The 17733-nt window shown below is 61.9% G+C and carries 17 protein-coding genes; 8 read left to right on the forward strand and 9 right to left on the reverse strand.

The window, feature by feature from the left end; all coding sequences use genetic code 11:
* Nucleotides 1-300: 300 nt before the first annotated feature.
* Nucleotides 301-684 (forward strand): Hpt domain-containing protein, encoded by a 384-nt coding sequence (locus tag GGD53_RS25380; protein ID WP_184459512.1) that lies wholly within the window; start codon nucleotides 301-303, stop codon nucleotides 682-684.
* Nucleotides 685-890: 206 nt separating this feature from the next.
* A complete protein-coding gene (locus GGD53_RS25385; RefSeq protein WP_011425597.1) occupies nucleotides 891-1211 on the forward strand; it encodes a 2Fe-2S iron-sulfur cluster-binding protein in 321 nt (106 codons plus the stop codon).
* Between the two features lie 357 nt (nucleotides 1212-1568).
* On the opposite strand, the gene GGD53_RS25390 is transcribed toward GGD53_RS25385, so the two are convergent.
* Nucleotides 1569-2195 (reverse strand): DUF922 domain-containing Zn-dependent protease, encoded by a 627-nt coding sequence (locus tag GGD53_RS25390; protein WP_184459513.1) that lies wholly within the window; start codon nucleotides 2193-2195, stop codon nucleotides 1569-1571.
* A 102-nt stretch (nucleotides 2196-2297) separates the two neighbouring features.
* Here GGD53_RS25390 and folP point away from each other — a divergent pair, with 102 nt between their 5' ends.
* Genes folP through folK form a run of 3 tightly spaced genes read left to right on the forward strand, consistent with a single transcriptional unit; the run spans nucleotide 2298 to nucleotide 4040 of the window.
* Nucleotides 2298-3167 (forward strand): dihydropteroate synthase, encoded by an 870-nt coding sequence (folP, locus tag GGD53_RS25395; RefSeq protein WP_184459514.1) that lies wholly within the window; start codon nucleotides 2298-2300, stop codon nucleotides 3165-3167.
* Complete coding sequence (gene folB, locus GGD53_RS25400; RefSeq protein WP_008525873.1) at nucleotides 3164-3529, forward strand: dihydroneopterin aldolase; 366 nt, start codon at nucleotides 3164-3166, stop codon at nucleotides 3527-3529. Before folP ends, folB begins: the two co-directional genes overlap by 4 nt.
* Nucleotides 3522-4040, forward strand: a complete 519-nt coding sequence (folK, locus tag GGD53_RS25405) for a 2-amino-4-hydroxy-6-hydroxymethyldihydropteridine diphosphokinase (RefSeq protein ID WP_184459577.1) — start codon at nucleotides 3522-3524, stop codon at nucleotides 4038-4040. Before folB ends, folK begins: the two co-directional genes overlap by 8 nt.
* A gap of 337 nt (nucleotides 4041-4377) precedes the next feature.
* On the opposite strand, the gene GGD53_RS25410 is transcribed toward folK, so the two are convergent.
* From GGD53_RS25410 to GGD53_RS25425, 4 genes are all read right to left on the reverse strand, one after another.
* A complete protein-coding gene (locus GGD53_RS25410) occupies nucleotides 4378-4929 on the reverse strand; it encodes a hypothetical protein (protein ID WP_184459515.1) in 552 nt (183 codons plus the stop codon).
* A 209-nt stretch (nucleotides 4930-5138) separates the two neighbouring features.
* Nucleotides 5139-6218 carry a YcjF family protein gene (locus tag GGD53_RS25415; RefSeq protein ID WP_184459516.1) on the reverse strand — a complete coding sequence of 360 codons (1080 nt, stop codon included), beginning with the start codon at nucleotides 6216-6218 and terminating at the stop codon, nucleotides 5139-5141.
* Nucleotides 6215-7690: a YcjX family protein gene (locus GGD53_RS25420; protein WP_184459517.1), complete on the reverse strand. Its 1476-nt coding sequence runs from the start codon at nucleotides 7688-7690 to the stop codon at nucleotides 6215-6217. Before GGD53_RS25420 ends, GGD53_RS25415 begins: the two co-directional genes overlap by 4 nt.
* A gap of 177 nt (nucleotides 7691-7867) precedes the next feature.
* Nucleotides 7868-8362 carry a SixA phosphatase family protein gene (locus GGD53_RS25425; protein WP_184459518.1) on the reverse strand — a complete coding sequence of 165 codons (495 nt, stop codon included), beginning with the start codon at nucleotides 8360-8362 and terminating at the stop codon, nucleotides 7868-7870.
* Between the two features lie 275 nt (nucleotides 8363-8637).
* Here GGD53_RS25425 and dksA point away from each other — a divergent pair, with 275 nt between their 5' ends.
* Complete coding sequence (dksA, locus tag GGD53_RS25430; RefSeq protein ID WP_008525884.1) at nucleotides 8638-9057, forward strand: RNA polymerase-binding protein DksA; 420 nt, start codon at nucleotides 8638-8640, stop codon at nucleotides 9055-9057.
* 90 nt (nucleotides 9058-9147) lie between these two features.
* Here the strand turns inward: dksA and GGD53_RS25435 are convergent, their stop codons facing one another.
* A complete protein-coding gene (locus GGD53_RS25435; protein WP_184459519.1) occupies nucleotides 9148-9774 on the reverse strand; it encodes a DUF1062 domain-containing protein in 627 nt (208 codons plus the stop codon).
* A 404-nt stretch (nucleotides 9775-10178) separates the two neighbouring features.
* Nucleotides 10179-11192, reverse strand: coding sequence for a flagellar biosynthetic protein FliO (locus tag GGD53_RS25440; RefSeq protein ID WP_184459520.1), 1014 nt, complete (start codon nucleotides 11190-11192; stop codon nucleotides 10179-10181).
* A 306-nt stretch (nucleotides 11193-11498) separates the two neighbouring features.
* Between GGD53_RS25440 and cckA the strand changes: the two genes are divergently transcribed.
* Nucleotides 11499-14099: a cell cycle histidine kinase CckA gene (cckA, locus tag GGD53_RS25445; RefSeq protein WP_184459521.1), complete on the forward strand. Its 2601-nt coding sequence runs from the start codon at nucleotides 11499-11501 to the stop codon at nucleotides 14097-14099.
* A 251-nt stretch (nucleotides 14100-14350) separates the two neighbouring features.
* On the opposite strand, the gene GGD53_RS25450 is transcribed toward cckA, so the two are convergent.
* Nucleotides 14351-15277: a pseudouridine-5'-phosphate glycosidase gene (locus GGD53_RS25450; protein WP_184459522.1), complete on the reverse strand. Its 927-nt coding sequence runs from the start codon at nucleotides 15275-15277 to the stop codon at nucleotides 14351-14353.
* Nucleotides 15278-15366: 89 nt separating this feature from the next.
* Entirely contained in the window at nucleotides 15367-16311 is a 945-nt protein-coding gene (locus GGD53_RS25455) for a carbohydrate kinase family protein (protein ID WP_184459523.1), read from the reverse strand.
* 229 nt (nucleotides 16312-16540) lie between these two features.
* On the opposite strand from GGD53_RS25455, the gene recA reads away from it, so the two are divergent.
* Nucleotides 16541-17629, forward strand: a complete 1089-nt coding sequence (gene recA / locus GGD53_RS25460; protein ID WP_184459524.1) for a recombinase RecA — start codon at nucleotides 16541-16543, stop codon at nucleotides 17627-17629.
* Nucleotides 17630-17733 lie beyond the last annotated feature (104 nt).

A 17733-nucleotide genomic window follows, 5' to 3' on the forward strand; every position in this document is an offset into this window, starting at 1 on the left:
TACCATTATCCACTCACTCGGCAAAGGCGCGTACCATAAACCCGCTCCACCAGTATCGTAGTGACACATCTGGGCTCTGCACACAATTAATGAAGGCTTGAGATTTATGGCTCGTTAACCCGTTGTTAACATCTTTGAATCCGAGGCCCTGCTTAAAAACCAATAATTTAGCGATATTTAACGGATGTTAACCATATGGTGAGATTTCCACGCCCGATGTGCCGGAATTTAACGCGATGGCCACCCTCCTGACGCAGAACTGTAGCAAGTGCGGACGACCTGAGACGGGAGAAATGGCAAATGGCGGCCCAGCTGGCAGCATTGAAGATCGTATTCGAGGCGCCTGATAATGCAAAAGGGCCGTGCCCCTCGACGGTCCGGCCGATCGATCTCGTCCATCTCGCAAAACAGACGATGGGCGACAAGTCCTTGGAAATCGAAGTCCTTCAGATGTTTGCGCGTCAGGCGCGGGCGTGTCTCCAGGATATGGCGAGCGGTGAGACCGTGCGTGTCGGCGCGGCCGCGCATCGGCTGAAAGGTGCGGCGAGTTCGGTCGGCGCATTCCGCGTGTCGCAGACGGCTGAGGTCGTCGAGGAGACCGGCGGCGATGCCGGCGCGATGGCGGCGCTCGGCGCTGCCGTCCTCGATGCCGAGAACTTCATTCTCAAGCTCTGCCGCGGCTGACCTCCAAGTCTTCTTTCGTTGATCGAACGAGGCCCGTTGTTTCATTGCGGAACCACGGGTCTTTTTGCGACGTCCTAGATGACGCTTTGAAGACGGCGGGCGAAGGCCCGATCTGCGAGGTTATGGCGGATTTCCGAATGTTGACTGAAGCGTCGAATTGTCGGAAGAAACTCCGCCCACCCATTTGAAGACCGGAAATAGTCCTGATGCCCAAACTTACCATCGTCGCCTTCGACGGCACGCGCTTCGACCTCGACGTCGACCAAGGCTCCACCGTGATGGAGAATGCCGTGCGCAATTCGGTGCCCGGCATCGAGGCCGAATGCGGCGGCGCCTGCGCCTGCGCCACCTGTCACGTCTACGTCGACGAGGAATGGACGGAGAAGGTCGGCCAGCCGGAAGCGATGGAAGAGGATATGCTCGACTTCGCCTTCGACGTGCGCCCTACCTCGCGGCTCTCCTGTCAGATCCGGATGAAGGCCGCTTATGACGGGCTCGTCGTGCACGTGCCCGAACGCCAGGCCTGAGGCGCCCCGCGTTTCGCGCTAACGTATCGGCCCGAAAATCGGAACCGATTTTCGGAGTCGAATAACCGACACCATCACCACAAAAAAGACGCCTCGCGCGCTGGTGCGAGCGAGGCGAGGCGGGCGCATTACCAACGGATGAGGGAGGAACATCCGCGGCTTCGGAACGCGCCAGGAGAACCCAGCGAGGAAAGTCCAGATGCCGTACCTGAACTTTCGAATGTGTTCATATTAACGCGTTCCGGTTGAGTCTGCCAGGATGAAAAATGACCATTAAAACGCTGGGGAAGGGGTAAGTTTCGCACAAGTTTCGTTGTGGAGCTAAGTTTTTCCGCTCGTCATCAGCTCGAGAAAGTCTTATTTTCTGCCGGCTCGACCGTTGATTCGATTTTTCAGCAATCTGAGCATGCGCTTCTGGAAGTTGACCGCCTCAACCCGGTCGAATCGCGCCTGCAGTCGATCGTGCTCCTCTATGCCGCGAGTTGATTCGTTGGAGACGAGCTCCTGCATGGCCTCGCAGCTGCGCTGCTGCGGCAATGCGCGGATGGCGCGCTCCATGGCGCGGGCCTGATCTCTGGCGATCTCGGCATGACGCTCCTCGTGGCGCTTGATGTCACTCGACAGTGCGTCCCATATCATCGACAGCTCCTTGCTGGCGCCTCTGCGGCTGTTCCAGCGCGGCAGGATGATCTGGGTGTGAACGGTGACCTTTACGTTGCCGACGCGGCATCGGCCATTATCCTGGATATAGGTGGCCTCGCCGCCGAAGCGGATCTTGGTGGCGCCGGGATGGCGTGCCGACGAACCGCTCGCCGTCGGGCCGCGCCGGCTGAGTTCCCGGTCTAGCTCATCGGCGGTTTTGCCGCGGATGTCGAAATAGGAATAACTTTTCGATGCGATCACTTCGGCTGCCGCTGGACTGCTGAGGGAAAGAGCAATGGAAAAGGCGACAGGAAGGCACATATAACGCATTGCAAGCGGCATTCTGAACGCAACCCATGTTGAAATCGGCAGGAGCTTGGGGCATAGCCACCGTAAGCGCAATATCGGATGGCGGCTTTTTTCGTCATCAATAGGACAAGTCTGGTGACAGGGCTCGAAGGCAGTTTCTGGCGTGTCGGCCATGGCCGGGAAATCGAACTCGGCCGTCGGTCGGCGATCATGGCGATCGTCAATGTGACGCCGGACTCCTTCTCCGACGGCGGACGCTTTGAAACCGTCGATGCCGCCGTCGAACACGCATTGCAGGCGGTCAGAGACGGTGCTGCGATCGTCGACATCGGTGGCGAATCGACCAGGCCGGGTGCGGCGTCGATCAGCCCTTCGGAAGAGCAGGCGCGGGTGTTGCCCGTCATCGAGGCGCTGCGCGGTCGCATCGAGGCGCTGATCTCGATCGATACCTATCGTGCCGAGACGGCGCGGCTGGCCGTCGGCGCCGGCGCCCATATTGTCAACGACGTCTTCGGACTGCAGAAAGACGCAGGTATCGCGGATGTGGCCGCGGCCACCGGGGCGGGGCTCTGCATCATGCATACCGGCCGTGACAGGGTCAAACTTGCCGATGTGATCGCCGATCAGGCGCATTTCCTCGAACGGTCGCTGGCGATCGCCGCCACGGCCGGAGTCAACAGCGACCGGATCGTGCTCGATCCGGGTTTCGGCTTCGCCAAGGAGACGGCGGAGGAGAACCTGGAGCTGATGGCGCGGTTTTCCGAACTTTCGCGCTTCGGCCTGCCGCTGCTTGCCGGCACCTCGCGCAAGCGCTTCCTCGGCGTGGTGACGGGGCGCGAGGCGCCGGAGAGAGATGCGGCGACGGCCGCATCAAGCGCGCTGCTCAGGCTTCAAGGGGCTGCGGTTTTCCGGGTGCACAATGTCGCAATCAACAGGGATGCGCTTGCTATCGCCGATGCTATGCTCAATGCGCGCCAGGAATTCGAGAGGAAGCGGCCGACATGACCACCTACACGATCACGCTGCAGAACTGCGCCTTCTTCGCGCGCCACGGTGTTCATGACGAGGAGGAATTTCTCGGCCAGCGCTTCTTCGTCGACGCCGAGCTCGATGTCGTCGCCGGCGAGGCGCTGGAAAGCGATTCGATCAACGACACCGTCAATTACGGCATTGCCTTTACGGTGATCGAGGAGATCGTCACCGGCAAGCGACGCTACCTCATCGAAGCCCTGGCGCTCGATATCGCCAAGGGCCTCTGTCAGACATTCCCGCAGGTGCGCCGGGCGAAGATCACGGTGCGCAAGCCGAATGCGCCGGTGCCCGGCGTGCTCGATTTCGTGCAGGTGAGTGTTGAACATTTTGCCTGAGGCTGCATCGCAATCGGCCACACTCGGCCTCGGCGGCAATATCGGCGATCCGGTAAAGGCGATGGCCGCGGCACTGCAGAGACTGGAGGAGCGCGACGACTGTCGTATCACCGCCGTGTCGCGGCTCTATCGCACGCCGCCGTGGGGTAAAACCGACCAATCGTTCTTCTTCAATGCCTGCGCCGCCGTCGAAACCCGGCTCTCTCCAGAGGCGCTGCTCGATGTCTGCCTGTCGATCGAGCGCGAGATGAAACGCGAGCGTGTCGAACGTTGGGGGCCGCGCACGCTCGATATCGACGTGCTGACCTATGGCAACGTCGTCCAGCAGGCGCCGCGGCTGGAGTTGCCGCATCCCCGTATGACCGATCGCGGTTTCGTCCTGATGCCGCTTGCCGACATCGCCCCAGGCCTTCTCGTCAGGGACCGGCCGGTCAGCGACTGGCTGCTCGAGGCAGACGTGACCGGCATCGAGGTCGCCGATGACAGCGGCGACTGGTGGCGGCGCGCCTAGAGCTTTTCCGGGTTAGCTTGAAGCATTCTGTTGGCTCAAACGGAGTCGGATGGTCGACCGGCCGGCGCGCGTCGTAGCCCAGCTCTACGGCCAAGCCGGCCGGTCGATCAGCCGGCCCGTTTCAGCCAACCCGAAGGGCCGGGCATCTTTCCGCCAGGATCAAAGGCGATCGGCTCAGACGTACCTGGGGGTATGCCCGTCGCCAATCGCCTTTGCCCTGACGAAAACCTGCTCCGGCAGAATGCTTCAATCTAACCCGGAAAAGCTCTAAGGCTCTAAAACGCGAAACGGCGGGAAACCCGCCGCTTCAGGAAAACCGGGTCATCCGGTCTGTCTGCTACTGGATGGAGCCGACCGCCATTTCGTCGACCTGACGAGTCAATGTCAGGCCGATAACCGGGATCATCTGGCTTTCGACCTTGACCGACACGGTGACGTTCATCGTCTTGTCGTCCCGCACGCGAGCGATCATCGCGCCATTCAGCTTGGCGCGGTTGATGCCGACCACGACTGTATCCTCGGTGACAGCGCCGGAGACGACGTCAAGACCCTTGCCGGCGGCGCCGTCGAGGAACTTGCCCTTGTAGGTGGAGCCCGACTGCGAGATGACGGCGCTCATCGGCTGCTTGAAGACGCCGACGCGGCAGGTTCCATCGAGCTTGATGCCGGCAGTGCCGTCGCCGGTCGGTTCACCGGTCAGATTGCAGGTGAATTTCGTGCCCTTGTACTTGCCGGCGACGATCTCGCCGGGGCCTTTCCAGGAGCCGGTGACGGATTCGAAGAAGGCCTTGTCGCGGGTTGCGGCAGTGGCTGTCGGAGCGACGTCTGCGACGGGAGACAATGCCGCGGCGGCGAGGCCGCATAAGAAGAGAAACTGGCGCGAATACATGGATTTTCCTTGGCAAACACCACTCACGAACTGGTGTCGAGTTTTGCCGAAGAATGGTTAATCCTTCCTTTCGATTGTGCCGAAATGCGAGGGATTGGATTTCTGTCGCGCCTCGCGGATTTTAGGATCCGGCGGCTACAGTGTTGAATCTGCTTAACTTCGCCAACTTCACCTACGGGAAGGTGAGAACTGCAAAATCGCCTGGTCAGTTAAGGATTGTTGCCGCGCGGCGACATTGAAGGTGTGAGATCGCCGATAAAATCGCCGATTCCCGGTCGCTTCACCGCACGAAAGGCAAGCGGGCGACAGAGATCCATCGCCGCGATTCCGATGCGAGCGGTCATCAGACCGTTGATCACGCCCTCGCCGAGTCGGGCCGATAGCTTCGAGGCCAGCCCATGGCCGAGCACCTGCTGGACGAGACTGTCGCCGACGGCGATCGAGCCGGTGACGGCGAGGTGGGCCAGCACGTCACGCAGCAACCGGAACATGCCTAGCGTGCCCGGGCGGCCGCCGTAGAGCTCGGCCATGGCGCGGATGAGGCGCACGGACTCGTAGAGCACATAAAGCAAATCGACGATCGCGCGCGGGCTGACGGCGGTGACGATCGAGACGCGTTTGGAGGCGTTGACGATGAGGGCCCGCGCTTTGCGGTCGAGTGGGGCCAGCAGCTCGCGTTCGGCCAAGGCGATCAGATGCGGGGGGTCGATGACCTCGCCCTCGGTCGCCTTCAGCGTCGCGCGGCCCTTCGATGTCTCGGGGTTGGCCGCAAGAAGAGTGGTGAGGCGCGTAACGACGGCGCGCGCTTTCGCCGGCCGTGTTTCGAGGATCGCCGCCTCCGCTTCCGCCTTGATCGCCTGAACAGCGGCAAGGCGCATCATGCCCGCGGTCTCGCGGATGACGAGGGCAAGCACTGCGAGAATGCCGATCGCCAGCACGCCAAGAGCTGCATAACCCAGCCAGTCGGCGCGGTTGAAGAGATCGCGGATCAGCCGGTCGGTCCAGAGGCCGATGCCGAGCGACAGCAGGATCCCGAAGGCGCCTAGTGCGATCTTGCCGAAGGAGGCGCGCCGCTTGCGCGGTGTTGCCACCGGCACTGCACTCGCATCCCTGTCCGGATTGATGAAGGGATCCTCCTCGTCGGGCGTCAAGACAATGTCTTCCGAGAAGCTTTCCGGTTTGCGTCGGCCTTGCTGTTGCCGACCATTGTCGCGCGGCACGGCAGCCTCATCCTCATAGGCGAAGGCGGCGGGTGGGCGGTGCGGCAAATCGGAGGGGGGCTTACTCATGCGAGACGGTCTCCGAACAGGAACTGCATGGCGCGGTCAAGGCGGATATGCGGCACCGACAGTTTGATGCCGCCGCCGGTCTCCTCGAGATGCGGCGGACGGAATCTGACGACGTTGACGTCGGGCAGGGTATCGGCGGTCCCGCCCGAGGCGATGCGATCGAACAGGCTTTCCGGATCCTGCGGCAGGTCTCCGGGGAAGATCGCGGTCTTTCTCTGGCCGTCGAATCGCTCGCCGGCAATGTTTTCGCCCTCCATCGGCGTGCCGACGATGACAGGCAGTTCATGGCCGTCGCGCTTGACCGATGCCTCGCGCGTGGCGCGCACGGAAGCGAGCGCCATCACGTCGATGCCGGCTCCGGCCATGCCGATGCGGGCGATGGCGCGATCGACGAGGCGGCGGGTCAGCGCGTCGAGCCGATCATGGCTCTCATGATGGAGATGGTCGGCCTTGGTTGCGGCGACCAGCACACGGTCGATGCGGCGCCCCAGCAGCGACGAGAGCAGCGAATTGGTGCCCGGGCGGAAGCAGGCAAGCACGTCGGTCAGCGCGCGCTCCAGATCCTGGACGGCTTCGGGGCCGCGGTTCATGGCCTGTAGCGCGTCGACCAGCACGATCTGCCGGTCGAGCCGGGCGAAATGCTCGCGGAAGAACGGTTTGACGACGACAGATTTATAGGCCTCGTAGCGCCGCTCCATCATCGTCCAGAGCGAGCCGCGATCGGGACGTGCGCCCTGCGGCAGGACGAGCGGGGCGAAGGTCAGCGCCGGCGAGCCGTCAAGATCGCCGGGCAGAAGCATGCGCCCGGGCGGCAAGGTGGAGAGCGAGCGTTCGTCGGCCTTGCAGGCCTTGAGGTAATCTGCAAAGGCGGTGGCAAGCTCGCGAGCCACCATCTCGTCGGCGCCGGAATTTATATCGGCAGCACGTGTCAGAGCCAACCATTGCCGCGACAGTTCGGAGCGCACGCCTTTTTGCGCAAGCGCGATCGTTTCCTCGCTGAAGGTGCGGTAATCCTTGCCGAGCAGCGGCAGGTCGAGCAGCCACTCGCCTGGATAATCGACGAGATCGATCGACAGCCGGCCGGGCGAGAACAGGCGGTTCCAGCCGCTGGCGCTCTGATAATCGAGGGTGATGCGCAGTTCTGATATGGCGCGAGTGGAATCCGGCCAGACGCGGTCCTTCACCAGCGCCCGGATATGATCCTCATATTGGAAACGGGGCACGGCGTCATCCGGCTGCGGCTCCAGCCGCACGGCTGAAACGCGCCCCGACTGCACCGGCTCGAACAGCGGCAGCCGGCCGCCATGCAGGAGATTGTGGACAAGCGAGGAGATGAAGACCGTCTTACCGGAACGGGAGAGGCCGGTGACGCCGAGCCGTACGGTCGGATTGACGAGGCCGCTTGCCCTGTCGGCGAGATTATCAAACGCGATGCGGGCGTCGTCGGCGAGAGATGTCAGGCGTGGCGGCAAGGCGCAATTCCGGTTGATGACTGCCGGCAATATAGGAAGACTGCGCCGGCCGAAAAAGAAGCGGAGTTAGAGCATTTTCGTTTTTCTTCGAATCACGAGCATCCTCTATCTTCTTGTTTTTACGCAATTCCGGACGCAAAACCGCTGCACACTTTTGCTGGAATTGCTCTGGAGACTTCAGACGACGAGGAAATCGATCAGGCGCCAGCCGCTGGCGGAAACGTCGAAATCGACAACGGCGAGACCTGCCGTCGGAAAGCCGGCGGGAAGTGCGTTCACCATAGCCTCGTGGCCGATCAGCGCCTCAAGCGCCTGCTCGATCGTCGGGTTGTGGCCGACCAGCATGACGGCGGCGTTATCCTGCGCATCAACGATTTCGACATAGGTATCGACCGTGGCGTTGTAGAGCGCGTCGATGTAACTCACATCAAGTGCCACACCCATCGCCCGATGGACGGCGTCGGCGGTGTCGCGGCAGCGCAGCGCCGTCGAACTGATCAGAAGATCGGGACGGTAGCCCTTGTCGGCGGCTTTGTCGGCGATAACCTCGGCATCGCCATAACCTTTTTCGTTGAGCGGCCGGTCGAAATCGCGCTGTCCTGGCTCGGCCCAGGCGGCCTCGGCATGACGCAGGAGATAGATGCGATTGGGCGGAGGCAGCGGTACGGTCATGGGCAAATCCAGGATCGGCGGGTCTTTTCAGTAGCGGTTGCGATCATCCGCCGTCAACCGCCAGCCATGCCGCAACGGCCCAAAACGTGGCCGACAACACGGCGTTTTGAAGACGAGACGAAAATTGCGAACGCGAATAATCATGAGAAAATAGCCCGTTAGCCGAAAATTGTAACAGATTTAAAAATCTGTTTAGCTGTCGTATTTGGCTTGAATCGCGGCTAGCGCTTGGGATATACACCCCGCCAGATGAGATGTTCTTCAGGAGAATCGCGTTGAGTGAGAAGATCGATCTTAGCAATTACGTTCCCTCGGAAGAGGAAGAATTCATGAACGTAAACCAGCGTGCCTACTTCAGGGCAAAGCTGGTCGCCTGGAAAAACGATATCCTTAGAGAAGCGCGCGAAACACTCGACCATCTGGCCGAGGAAAGCGCAAACCATCCCGATCTCGCCGACAGGGCGTCATCGGAAACCGACAGGGCGATCGAACTTCGCGCCCGCGACCGGCAGAGAAAACTGATCTCCAAGATCGACGCGGCGCTGCAGCGCATCGAAGACGGCACCTACGGCTATTGCGAGGAAACCGGCGAACCGATCGGTCTTAAGCGTCTCGACGCCCGTCCGATCGCGACGCTGTCGATCGAGGCGCAGGAGCGCCACGAACGTCGCGAAAAGGTTTACCGCGACGAATGACCATTCCCGTGCAGAGATGAGAGACATTCAGCGCCGCGATCCGATCGCGGCGCTTTTTGTTGAGCCATCTCCGGCGTGTCGAAGAGGCGGTTACGGGAAAGCGTCGGTCGCCAGAGCTTTCCAGCGCTCCGCCTCTGTGGCGAGATCGATTGTGACGAGGGTGCCATTCATGATCCGCCGCCGCATGATGTCGGCCCGGTCGGGCTGTGTTCGACAGAGGCCCCGATCGTGAAGAGCCTGGAGGCGGGAGCGTGACATCTGCAACTCGCCGGCCAGCAGCCGATCCAGGCGTATGCTCGTTGGAAACGGAGCCGCCAGTTCGATTTCCAAGCTCGTCCAGCCCGCGGTCTCGTGCCGGGCCTCCTTGGCGATGTCGAATTCGGCGAACTCGTCCACACGCTGTGACTTGCGCCGCAGCGCATCAAGATTGAAGGTTTCCGCCCGAATCCAGTCCGGGTCGTTGGACTGCAGCGCGTCGAGAATCATCGGATCGACGTCTCGAATATTCCGGCGTTCGAAGATCGGGCGGTTCCATGTCCTTTCGCAGATCAGGCATTTGTAGATCAGCCAGGCGTTGAGCTTGCGACCGTTGGCATTGAGCCGGACCTTGCCGCTGGATCGGAAAGCTCTGAGGCCCCCGCATCCGCCGCAGGCAATCCATGGCTGGGGCGCCGTTTTGGGAGTGATGGTCCATCGGACCCGAAGTGTCTTGCACATATCGTCTTGGTCTTCCGTTCGGAAGTCCACCAAGATGGTGCATGAGAAAACCCTTGCGGGCGCGGTATGGCGATGTTGTGGGCGGCTGAAGAGCTGAGACAGCGGAGCTGCACATGGCACATTGTAACAATGCCAAACCGGTCTCTCGCCACCACCCGATGAACATCGTCGCATGCCGCCAGCGCGTCGCTTGCGGCTACACGGGTGAAACTGGGGTGAGACCGGTATTTACTTAGGCAAAGTCTACCTCGGATGCGCCAATGCTCTTCAACCTGATCGATAGCAAATGATCGGCGTGATAGGGAGTCCCCAATGCGTCGGCGAGGTGAAAGCCGCAGCATTGCGGCTTTTATGCAACTTCATGACGAAGGCTAAGGGATGACAACCGGATGTAAGCGTTTGTCTTACTTGTCGCGATTGACGCTCATTTCGCCAAAGATGCGGGCAACTTCTTTCTGCAGGTCCGTATCGGCACCGGTGATGGGCGCAAGCTCGGGATCACGGCGCGGCTGGTTGGCCGGCTGCGGTGCGGCCTGGCGCGGGGGGGCCGGCACGATGCGCTCGGCCGTGAGATTGTTCGACATTTCCTCTTCCAGCACCCGTTGGAAATCACGGCGGATCGCCGCTGGCGATTGCGCAGCCGCATCGTCCTCGTCCGTGGCGGCTGCGGCGCGGGGCGCCGGCATATCCGGGGCGGAGACCTCGGGCTCGATGCGCTGCTGCGGCAGCACGCGCCGGCGGGCGGCCTCCAGGATTTCGGCGGCGCTCGCGGTATCGCGGAACGGTGCCGGCTGCGCCCCGGCGGCAGCAGAGGGACGCTCCGGGGCCTGCGGCTGGGGCGGGACAGCGCGTAGGGGTTGGTCGCGTTCGGCCGATAGAGGCGCCGTCGCGGGTTCTGGCGGAAGCGGGCTGGTGGCCACCGGCGGCGGCACGGTGGGCGGGGCCGATGGTTCGGGGCGCGGCCGCGGCTCCGACGCGGGCGCAGCGAAGGAGGGCTCGGCGGCCGGCTCGGCGCGGGGGGTGACCGGCGCACGGGCGGCGGAAACAGGCGGTGTTTCCGGCCGCGGGACTGCAATCGGCCGCTCGGCGGCAGGCTCCGGGCGTGAGAGGCTTTCCGGCTGTTCGGCCGTCTCCGGCAGGATGCGGCTTTCGATGACGATATCGGTGGGGCCGCCGATCATGATAAGATGCTCGACATCATCTCGGCGCACCAGCACCAGCCGGCGGCGGGCATCGACGGCTGCCGCGTCCAGCACCTGCAGGCGGGGCTGACGGTTGCGGCCGCCGCGGACGAAGGGCGACGGGGCGCGGCCTCGCATCAGCCAGAGTGCCAGAATGAGCAGGAGGAGCGCCAGGCCGACGCCACCGGCCGCAAGCAGGAAACGGCTGCCATAGGCTGCGACAAGATCATCGAACATAGTCACTCACTCCATTTCACATTCGGCACATATTGACGACTTTTCCGTTCCTTAGGCAAGGGCAGCCGGTCCTGTCCAGCCATGCACGAAGGCGATTTCGTGTTATGCCGAATTGCAGCTGCCGGCTTCGCGCGCGGGCCGCTGCCGCAGGTATCAGGCGCAGATGGCGCTCTTGTCTGTGAATTCAAGCGGTCTTGCCGGCGACCGGTGTTTTTGCCGGCGTGGCAAATTGCTAAGAAGGAAAGAGCGCCTGATTCCCGCTTCTTGTTCGTGCTACGAGGTGGGAGGGGCTTATGCGAGGAATATATGACGAAACCGCGTCAGGTCGACGACTATAACGCACCGCTTGTGGATCGTGGGGGGCGTTCTGGCACGGTTTTGCGCATTCTTCTCCTGGCGCTCGTGCTGATCGCGGCCGCCGGAGCTTTTGTCGTCTTTAAGCGATCGCTCGACAACGAGATGGTGCTCGGCGGTCTCGGCGTTCTCGCCATGGTCGGCATCTTCTTCCTGGTATCTTCCGTTATCGGCTTCATCGAGGTGATGCCGCAGCGCCAGTCCGACAGCCTGGCGCGCGCTTTCCTCAACAGCCACCCGGACGGCACGCTGATCACCGACGAAAAAGGCCGGATCATCTATGCCAACGCCGCCTATGGCGCGCTCACCGGCGCGCGCAAGGCAACGGAAGTGCAGACGCTGGAAACGCTGCTGTCGCGGCACCGTGAATCCAACGAGGCGCTCTACCGGCTGGTCAATGGTCTGCGCGAGGGCAAGGAGGGCCGGGAGGAATTCCGCCTGCTGCGCGCCGTCGGGCCCGGCAGCAACAGCTCGGGCGCGCATTGGTACCGGCTGAAGGTGCGGCTGCTGCAGCCGGAGGATGATGACGGCAAGCCGCTGCAGATCTGGCAGATCACCGACATCACCGCCGAACGCGACGATCAGGAGCGCTTCTTCAAGGAGCTGCAGAATGCGATCGACTATCTCGACCACGCGCCGGCCGGCTTCTTCTCCGCCGGCAGGAAGGGTGAGATCTTCTACCTGAACGCGACGCTTGCGGAGTGGCTGGGCCTCGACCTGACCAAGTTCCTGCCGGGCTCGATGTCGATCGGCGACCTGGTGGCGGGCGAGGGGCTGGCGCTGATCCAGTCGGTGCAGGCCGAGCCCGGTCTGAAGAAGACCGTGACGCTGGATCTCGATCTGCGCAAGACCAACGGCCAGAGCCTGCCGGTGCAGATCATACATAGCGTCACCTCAATGCGCGACGGCGCGCCCGGTGAAAGCCGGACGATCGTGCTGGCGCGCGAAAGGAGCAGCGAGAGGGGCCAGTCGGCTTCAGCTGCCGCCATGCGCTTTACCCGCTTTTTCAACAATACACCGATGGCAATCGCCTCGGTCGACGGCGACGGACGCATCCTGCGCACCAACGCGCCGTTCCTCAAGCTGTTCTCCGGCATCGTCTCGCGCGACGACCTGGAAAAGGCGCCGTATCTGGAAACGATCGTGCAGGAGAGCGATCGACCGCAACTGGCCGCGGCGCTGACGGCCGCCAAGGACCGGCAGAGCGACATCCCGCCGCTCGACACCCGCACGCCGACAGACGAGGCGCGCTATTTCCGCTTTTATGTCAACGCCGTTATCGACCAGAGCGACGAGGCGCCGGAAGAGGCGGCGATCGTCTATGCCGTCGAGGTGACCGAGCAGAAGGCGCTGGAAGCGCAGATGGCGCAGACGCAGAAGATGAACGCTGTCGGAACGCTGGCCGGCGGTATCGCGCATGATTTCAACAACGTCCTGACGGCGATCCTGCTTTCTTCCGATCACCTGCTGCTGCAGGCGCGTCCTTCCGATGCAAGCTTCGCCGATCTGATGGAGATCAAGCGTAACGCCAACCGCGCCGCAGTGCTGGTGCGCCAGTTGCTCGCCTTCTCACGCAAGCAGACAATGCGGCCTTCGGTGCTGAACCTCACCGATGTCGTCGGCGACCTGCGCATGCTGGTCGACCGGCTGCTCTCCGGCACCAATGTCAAGCTCGATGTGCAATATGGCCGCGATCTCTGGCCCGTCAAAACCGACCTTTCGCAATTCGAGCAGGTGCTGATCAATCTCTGCGTCAATGCGCGCGACGCCATGCCTGACGGCGGGACGCTGACGCTGCGCACCCGCAATTTGACCGCAGCCGACGTCGCGGCCTTCAATTACTCCTACATGCCGGCCGAGGACATGGTGCTGGTCGAAGTCGCCGATACTGGTACAGGCATCGCGCCCGAAATTATGGACAAGATTTTCGAGCCCTTCTTCACCACCAAGGATGTCGGCAAGGGCACCGGGCTTGGTCTCGCCATGGTCTACGGCATCGTCAAGCAATCGGGCGGCTACATCCAGCCGGAATCCGAAGTCGGCAAAGGCACGACCTTCCGGGTCTTCCTGCCGCGCCACATCCCAGAACCGGCGATTGCCGCGGAGGCGGGTTCGATCGACAACGCCATCAATGAAGTCCCAGCCGCGCCGGCGGTGGCCGCGCAGCAGCCGGAGGACCTGACCGGCTCGGCCGTCGTCCTTCTCGTCGAAGACGAGGAAGCGGTGCGCCGCGGCGGCAAGCGCATGCTGGAAACGCGCGGCTACACCGTGCATGAGGCTGGCTCGGGCGTCGAGGCGCTGAGCATCATGGAGGAGCTCGAGGGCAAGGTCGACATCGTCGTTTCCGACGTGGTGATGCCTGAAATGGACGGCCCGACGCTGCTGCGCGAGTTGCGTAAGAACTATCCCGACCTGAAATTCATCTTCGTTTCCGGCTATGCCGAGGACGCCTTCGCCCGCAATCTGCCGCCGGATGCAAGATTTGGATTTTTGCCGAAACCGTTCTCGCTGAAGCAGCTTGCCGTGGTGGTGAAGGAAACGTTGGATAGCTGATCACGGCTTAATGGTTTGCGGAGAGGCACACTGTGTGGCACATCTCCCCCACAGGTGGGGAGATCGGCTGGGCGCGATGGATTCCTCAAACAACTGCCGTACGATTGTTCCGCTACTGTAGCGAGGGAACGATGGGCCGGCCTCTTGCCGATCTCCACCCTAGTGGGGGAGATGTCCGGCAGGACAGAGGGGGGTGCCACACGGCCAACCCTCTCTGAAAATCCTTAAGCCGATAAAAACGAACCCACCAATTACTCACCCAACGCCACGGCAATCTCTGCCGCAAGCCGCGCATTGTTTTCGACCAGCGCGATATTCGTCTTCAGGCTTTGGCCGTCCGTCAGGTCGAAAATGGTCGAGAGCAGATAGGGCGTCACCGCCTTGCCGGTGATTTCGTCGCGTTCGGCACTATCAAGCGCCCGCTCGATATAGATCTCCATCTCCTCACGCGCGATTTCGTCGGCTTCCGGCACCGGATTGGCGACGAGCATGCCGCCGTCGATGCCGAGCTGTTCGCGCACCGTCTGGAAATTGGCGATGGCCGCCGGGCTGTTCAGCGAGAGCGGGCTGCGGATACCTGATGAACGCGACCAGAAGGCGGGGAATTCTTCGCTCTCATAGGTGACGACAGGTACGCCGCGGGTCTCCAGCACTTCAAGCGTCTTTGGAATGTCAAGGATCGCCTTGGCGCCGGCGCAGACGACGATAACGCCGGTGCGCGCCAATTCCTCAAGATCGGCTGATATATCGAAGCTTTCCTCGGCGCCGCGATGCACGCCGCCGATGCCGCCTGTGGCAAAGACACGAATGCCGGCGCGGGCCGCCGCGATCATCGTCGCAGCAACCGTCGTTGCGCCGGTGCGCCGTTCGGCGATGGCGAAGGCGAGATCGGCGCGTGACACCTTCATGACCTCCTTTGCCTTGGCAAGCTGCTCAAGTTGCGCAGCTTCAAGGCCGATATGAAGGGTGCCGTGGATGACCGCGATCGTCGCCGGCACCGAGCCCTGTTCGCGAATGATCGTCTCAACGCTGCGCGCCATTTCGATATTGCCGGGATAGGGCATGCCATGGGTGATGATGGTCGATTCCAGCGCCACCAGTGGCGCGCCGCGCTGCTTGGCGCTGGCGACCTCCTTCGAATAGGCGATCGGCAGAAGAGGGGAGATGGGCTTGGTCATGGTCTTGTCCTGTGATCGGCAGAGCATGATACCAAAAGCGTGGGCGGCTTTCGAAACGGCATCTTGCTCAACTCTTTAATTCAGCCGCTTCAATGCAGAATTCTGACCTTGGGAACAAGGGCAAGCGCCTCATTCAAGAGATCCGGAGTCAGATTTTCGTTGACGGCGTGCCGTGACTGCACCGTGAGCGCTGCCGCCGCCGCGCCGTAGCGAACGGCCTCCTCGAGCGGCAGGCCTGATATCAAGGCGGCGAGCGTGCCGGCGGCAAGGGAATCGCCGGCGCCGGTAACATCGGCGACGGTTTCGGCGATTGGCGGCTGCAGCGCCACGGCGCGGTCTTTGCAAATCGCAACGAGCTCGCGCCGTCCGCGGGTGACGACGGCGTTTCTGATGCCGATCTCATTCAGGAGCGGCGGCCAACCGCCCGAATCCTCCGGCTGCAAGCCGGTAACGGCGGCGGCTTCGGCCTCGTTCAGGAACAGATAATCGATATCCCTAATGCAGGGTTTCAGCCGGACCACCTTGGCCGGCGAGATGGCGATGGCCGCAACGGGTTTGGCCAGGGAGTTCGCCTTGGCGACGATCGCCGCGATTGTCTCTTCCGGCAGATTGGCGTCGACGAGAATGAAATCATGGGCGGCGAAGGCCTCGCGCACCCAGCGGATGGACAGGCGCCGCGGCACGAAGAAACGGTAGAGATCCATGTCGGCAAGGGCGATCACGAGGTCGCCGTTCTTCTCGATGATCGCCGTATAGCTCGGTGTCTTGCGGTCGAGGAAGACGAAGGGCCGGTCGTCGATTCCGGCGAAATCGGCAGCTTCGCCGACCATTTCGCCGAAGGGATCGCCGCCGCGCGGCGAGATCATGGTCACGTGAAAACCCAGTCTTGCAAGGTTACGCGCCGCGTTGAAACCGCCGCCGCCCGGCTCCTCGAACCAGGTGCCGGGATTGCTGGCGCCTGGCGCCGTTTCGCCGGAGATGCGGCCACGCCTGTCGATATGGGCACCGCCGAGAACGAGAATCTTTTTCATCAACTTACCCGGGATCATAAAGTGCGAAGGGCGAATCGATGCTCATTGCCCGGCCGCGGCAAAGCTTGCGCAGAGGGTCTAAGCCGTTGCTTTGCATCGATAAAACAAATGTAGAACATGGACCGTTTTACCTTTTTCTTTCAAATGTTTGTGCGCCTATTGCGGGAATGGAACAAATAGGGTACAAACTCGACATTGCTTGAGCGGCTTCAATAACCTAAAGGTGGATCGGATGTCTCAGAATACATTGCGGCTGGTAGAGGACAAATCGGTGGACAAAAGCAAGGCGCTTGAAGCGGCACTCTCACAAATAGAGCGGTCGTTCGGCAAGGGCTCGATCATGAAACTCGGCTCCAACGAGAACGTCGTCGAGATCGAGACGGTTTCGACGGGCTCGCTTGGTCTCGATATCGCGCTCGGAATTGGCGGCTTGCCGAAGGGCCGCATCGTTGAAATCTATGGGCCGGAAAGCTCGGGCAAAACAACGCTTGCGCTGCAGACCATTGCGGAATCGCAGAAGAAGGGCGGCATCTGCGCCTTCGTCGATGCCGAACACGCGCTCGATCCAGTCTATGCCCGTAAGCTTGGCGTCGATCTGCAGAATCTGCTGATCTCGCAGCCAGATACCGGAGAGCAGGCGCTCGAAATCACCGACACGCTGGTGCGCTCCGGCGCCGTCGACGTTCTCGTCGTCGACTCGGTCGCCGCGCTGACGCCGCGCGCCGAAATCGAAGGCGAGATGGGCGACAGCCTGCCGGGCATGCAGGCCCGCCTGATGAGCCAGGCGCTGCGCAAGCTGACCGCTTCGATCTCCAAGTCGAACTGCATGGTGATCTTCATCAACCAGATCCGCATGAAGATCGGCGTCATGTTCGGTTCGCCTGAGACAACGACGGGCGGCAATGCGCTGAAATTCTATGCCTCCGTGCGCCTCGACATTCGCCGCATCGGCTCGGTCAAGGAGCGCGAAGAAGTGGTCGGCAACCAGACCCGCGTCAAAGTCGTCAAGAACAAGATGGCGCCTCCCTTCAAGCAGGTCGAGTTCGACATCATGTATGGCGAAGGCGTGTCGAAGACGGGCGAACTCGTCGATCTCGGCGTCAAGGCCGGTATCGTCGAGAAGTCGGGCGCCTGGTTCTCCTATAACAGCCAGCGTCTCGGCCAGGGCCGCGAAAACGCCAAAACTTTCCTACGCGACAATCCGGATCTCTCTCGGGAGATCGAGCTGGCGCTGCGCCAGAATGCCGGCCTGATCGCGGATCGTTTCCTTCAGAATGGCGGTCCGGATGCCGATGACGGCGATGCTGCCGCGGAAATGTAATTTTCGCGCTTGAACTTGATCTGATATCTCAGCCGGCTGCATTCCTCATCAGAATGCGGCCGGTTTTGTTTGTCGGCTGGACAGTGGCGGAGGCGAACGTTAAA

The organism is Rhizobium aethiopicum, assembly GCF_014197535.1.
Lineage (GTDB): Bacteria > Pseudomonadota > Alphaproteobacteria > Rhizobiales > Rhizobiaceae > Rhizobium > Rhizobium aethiopicum_A.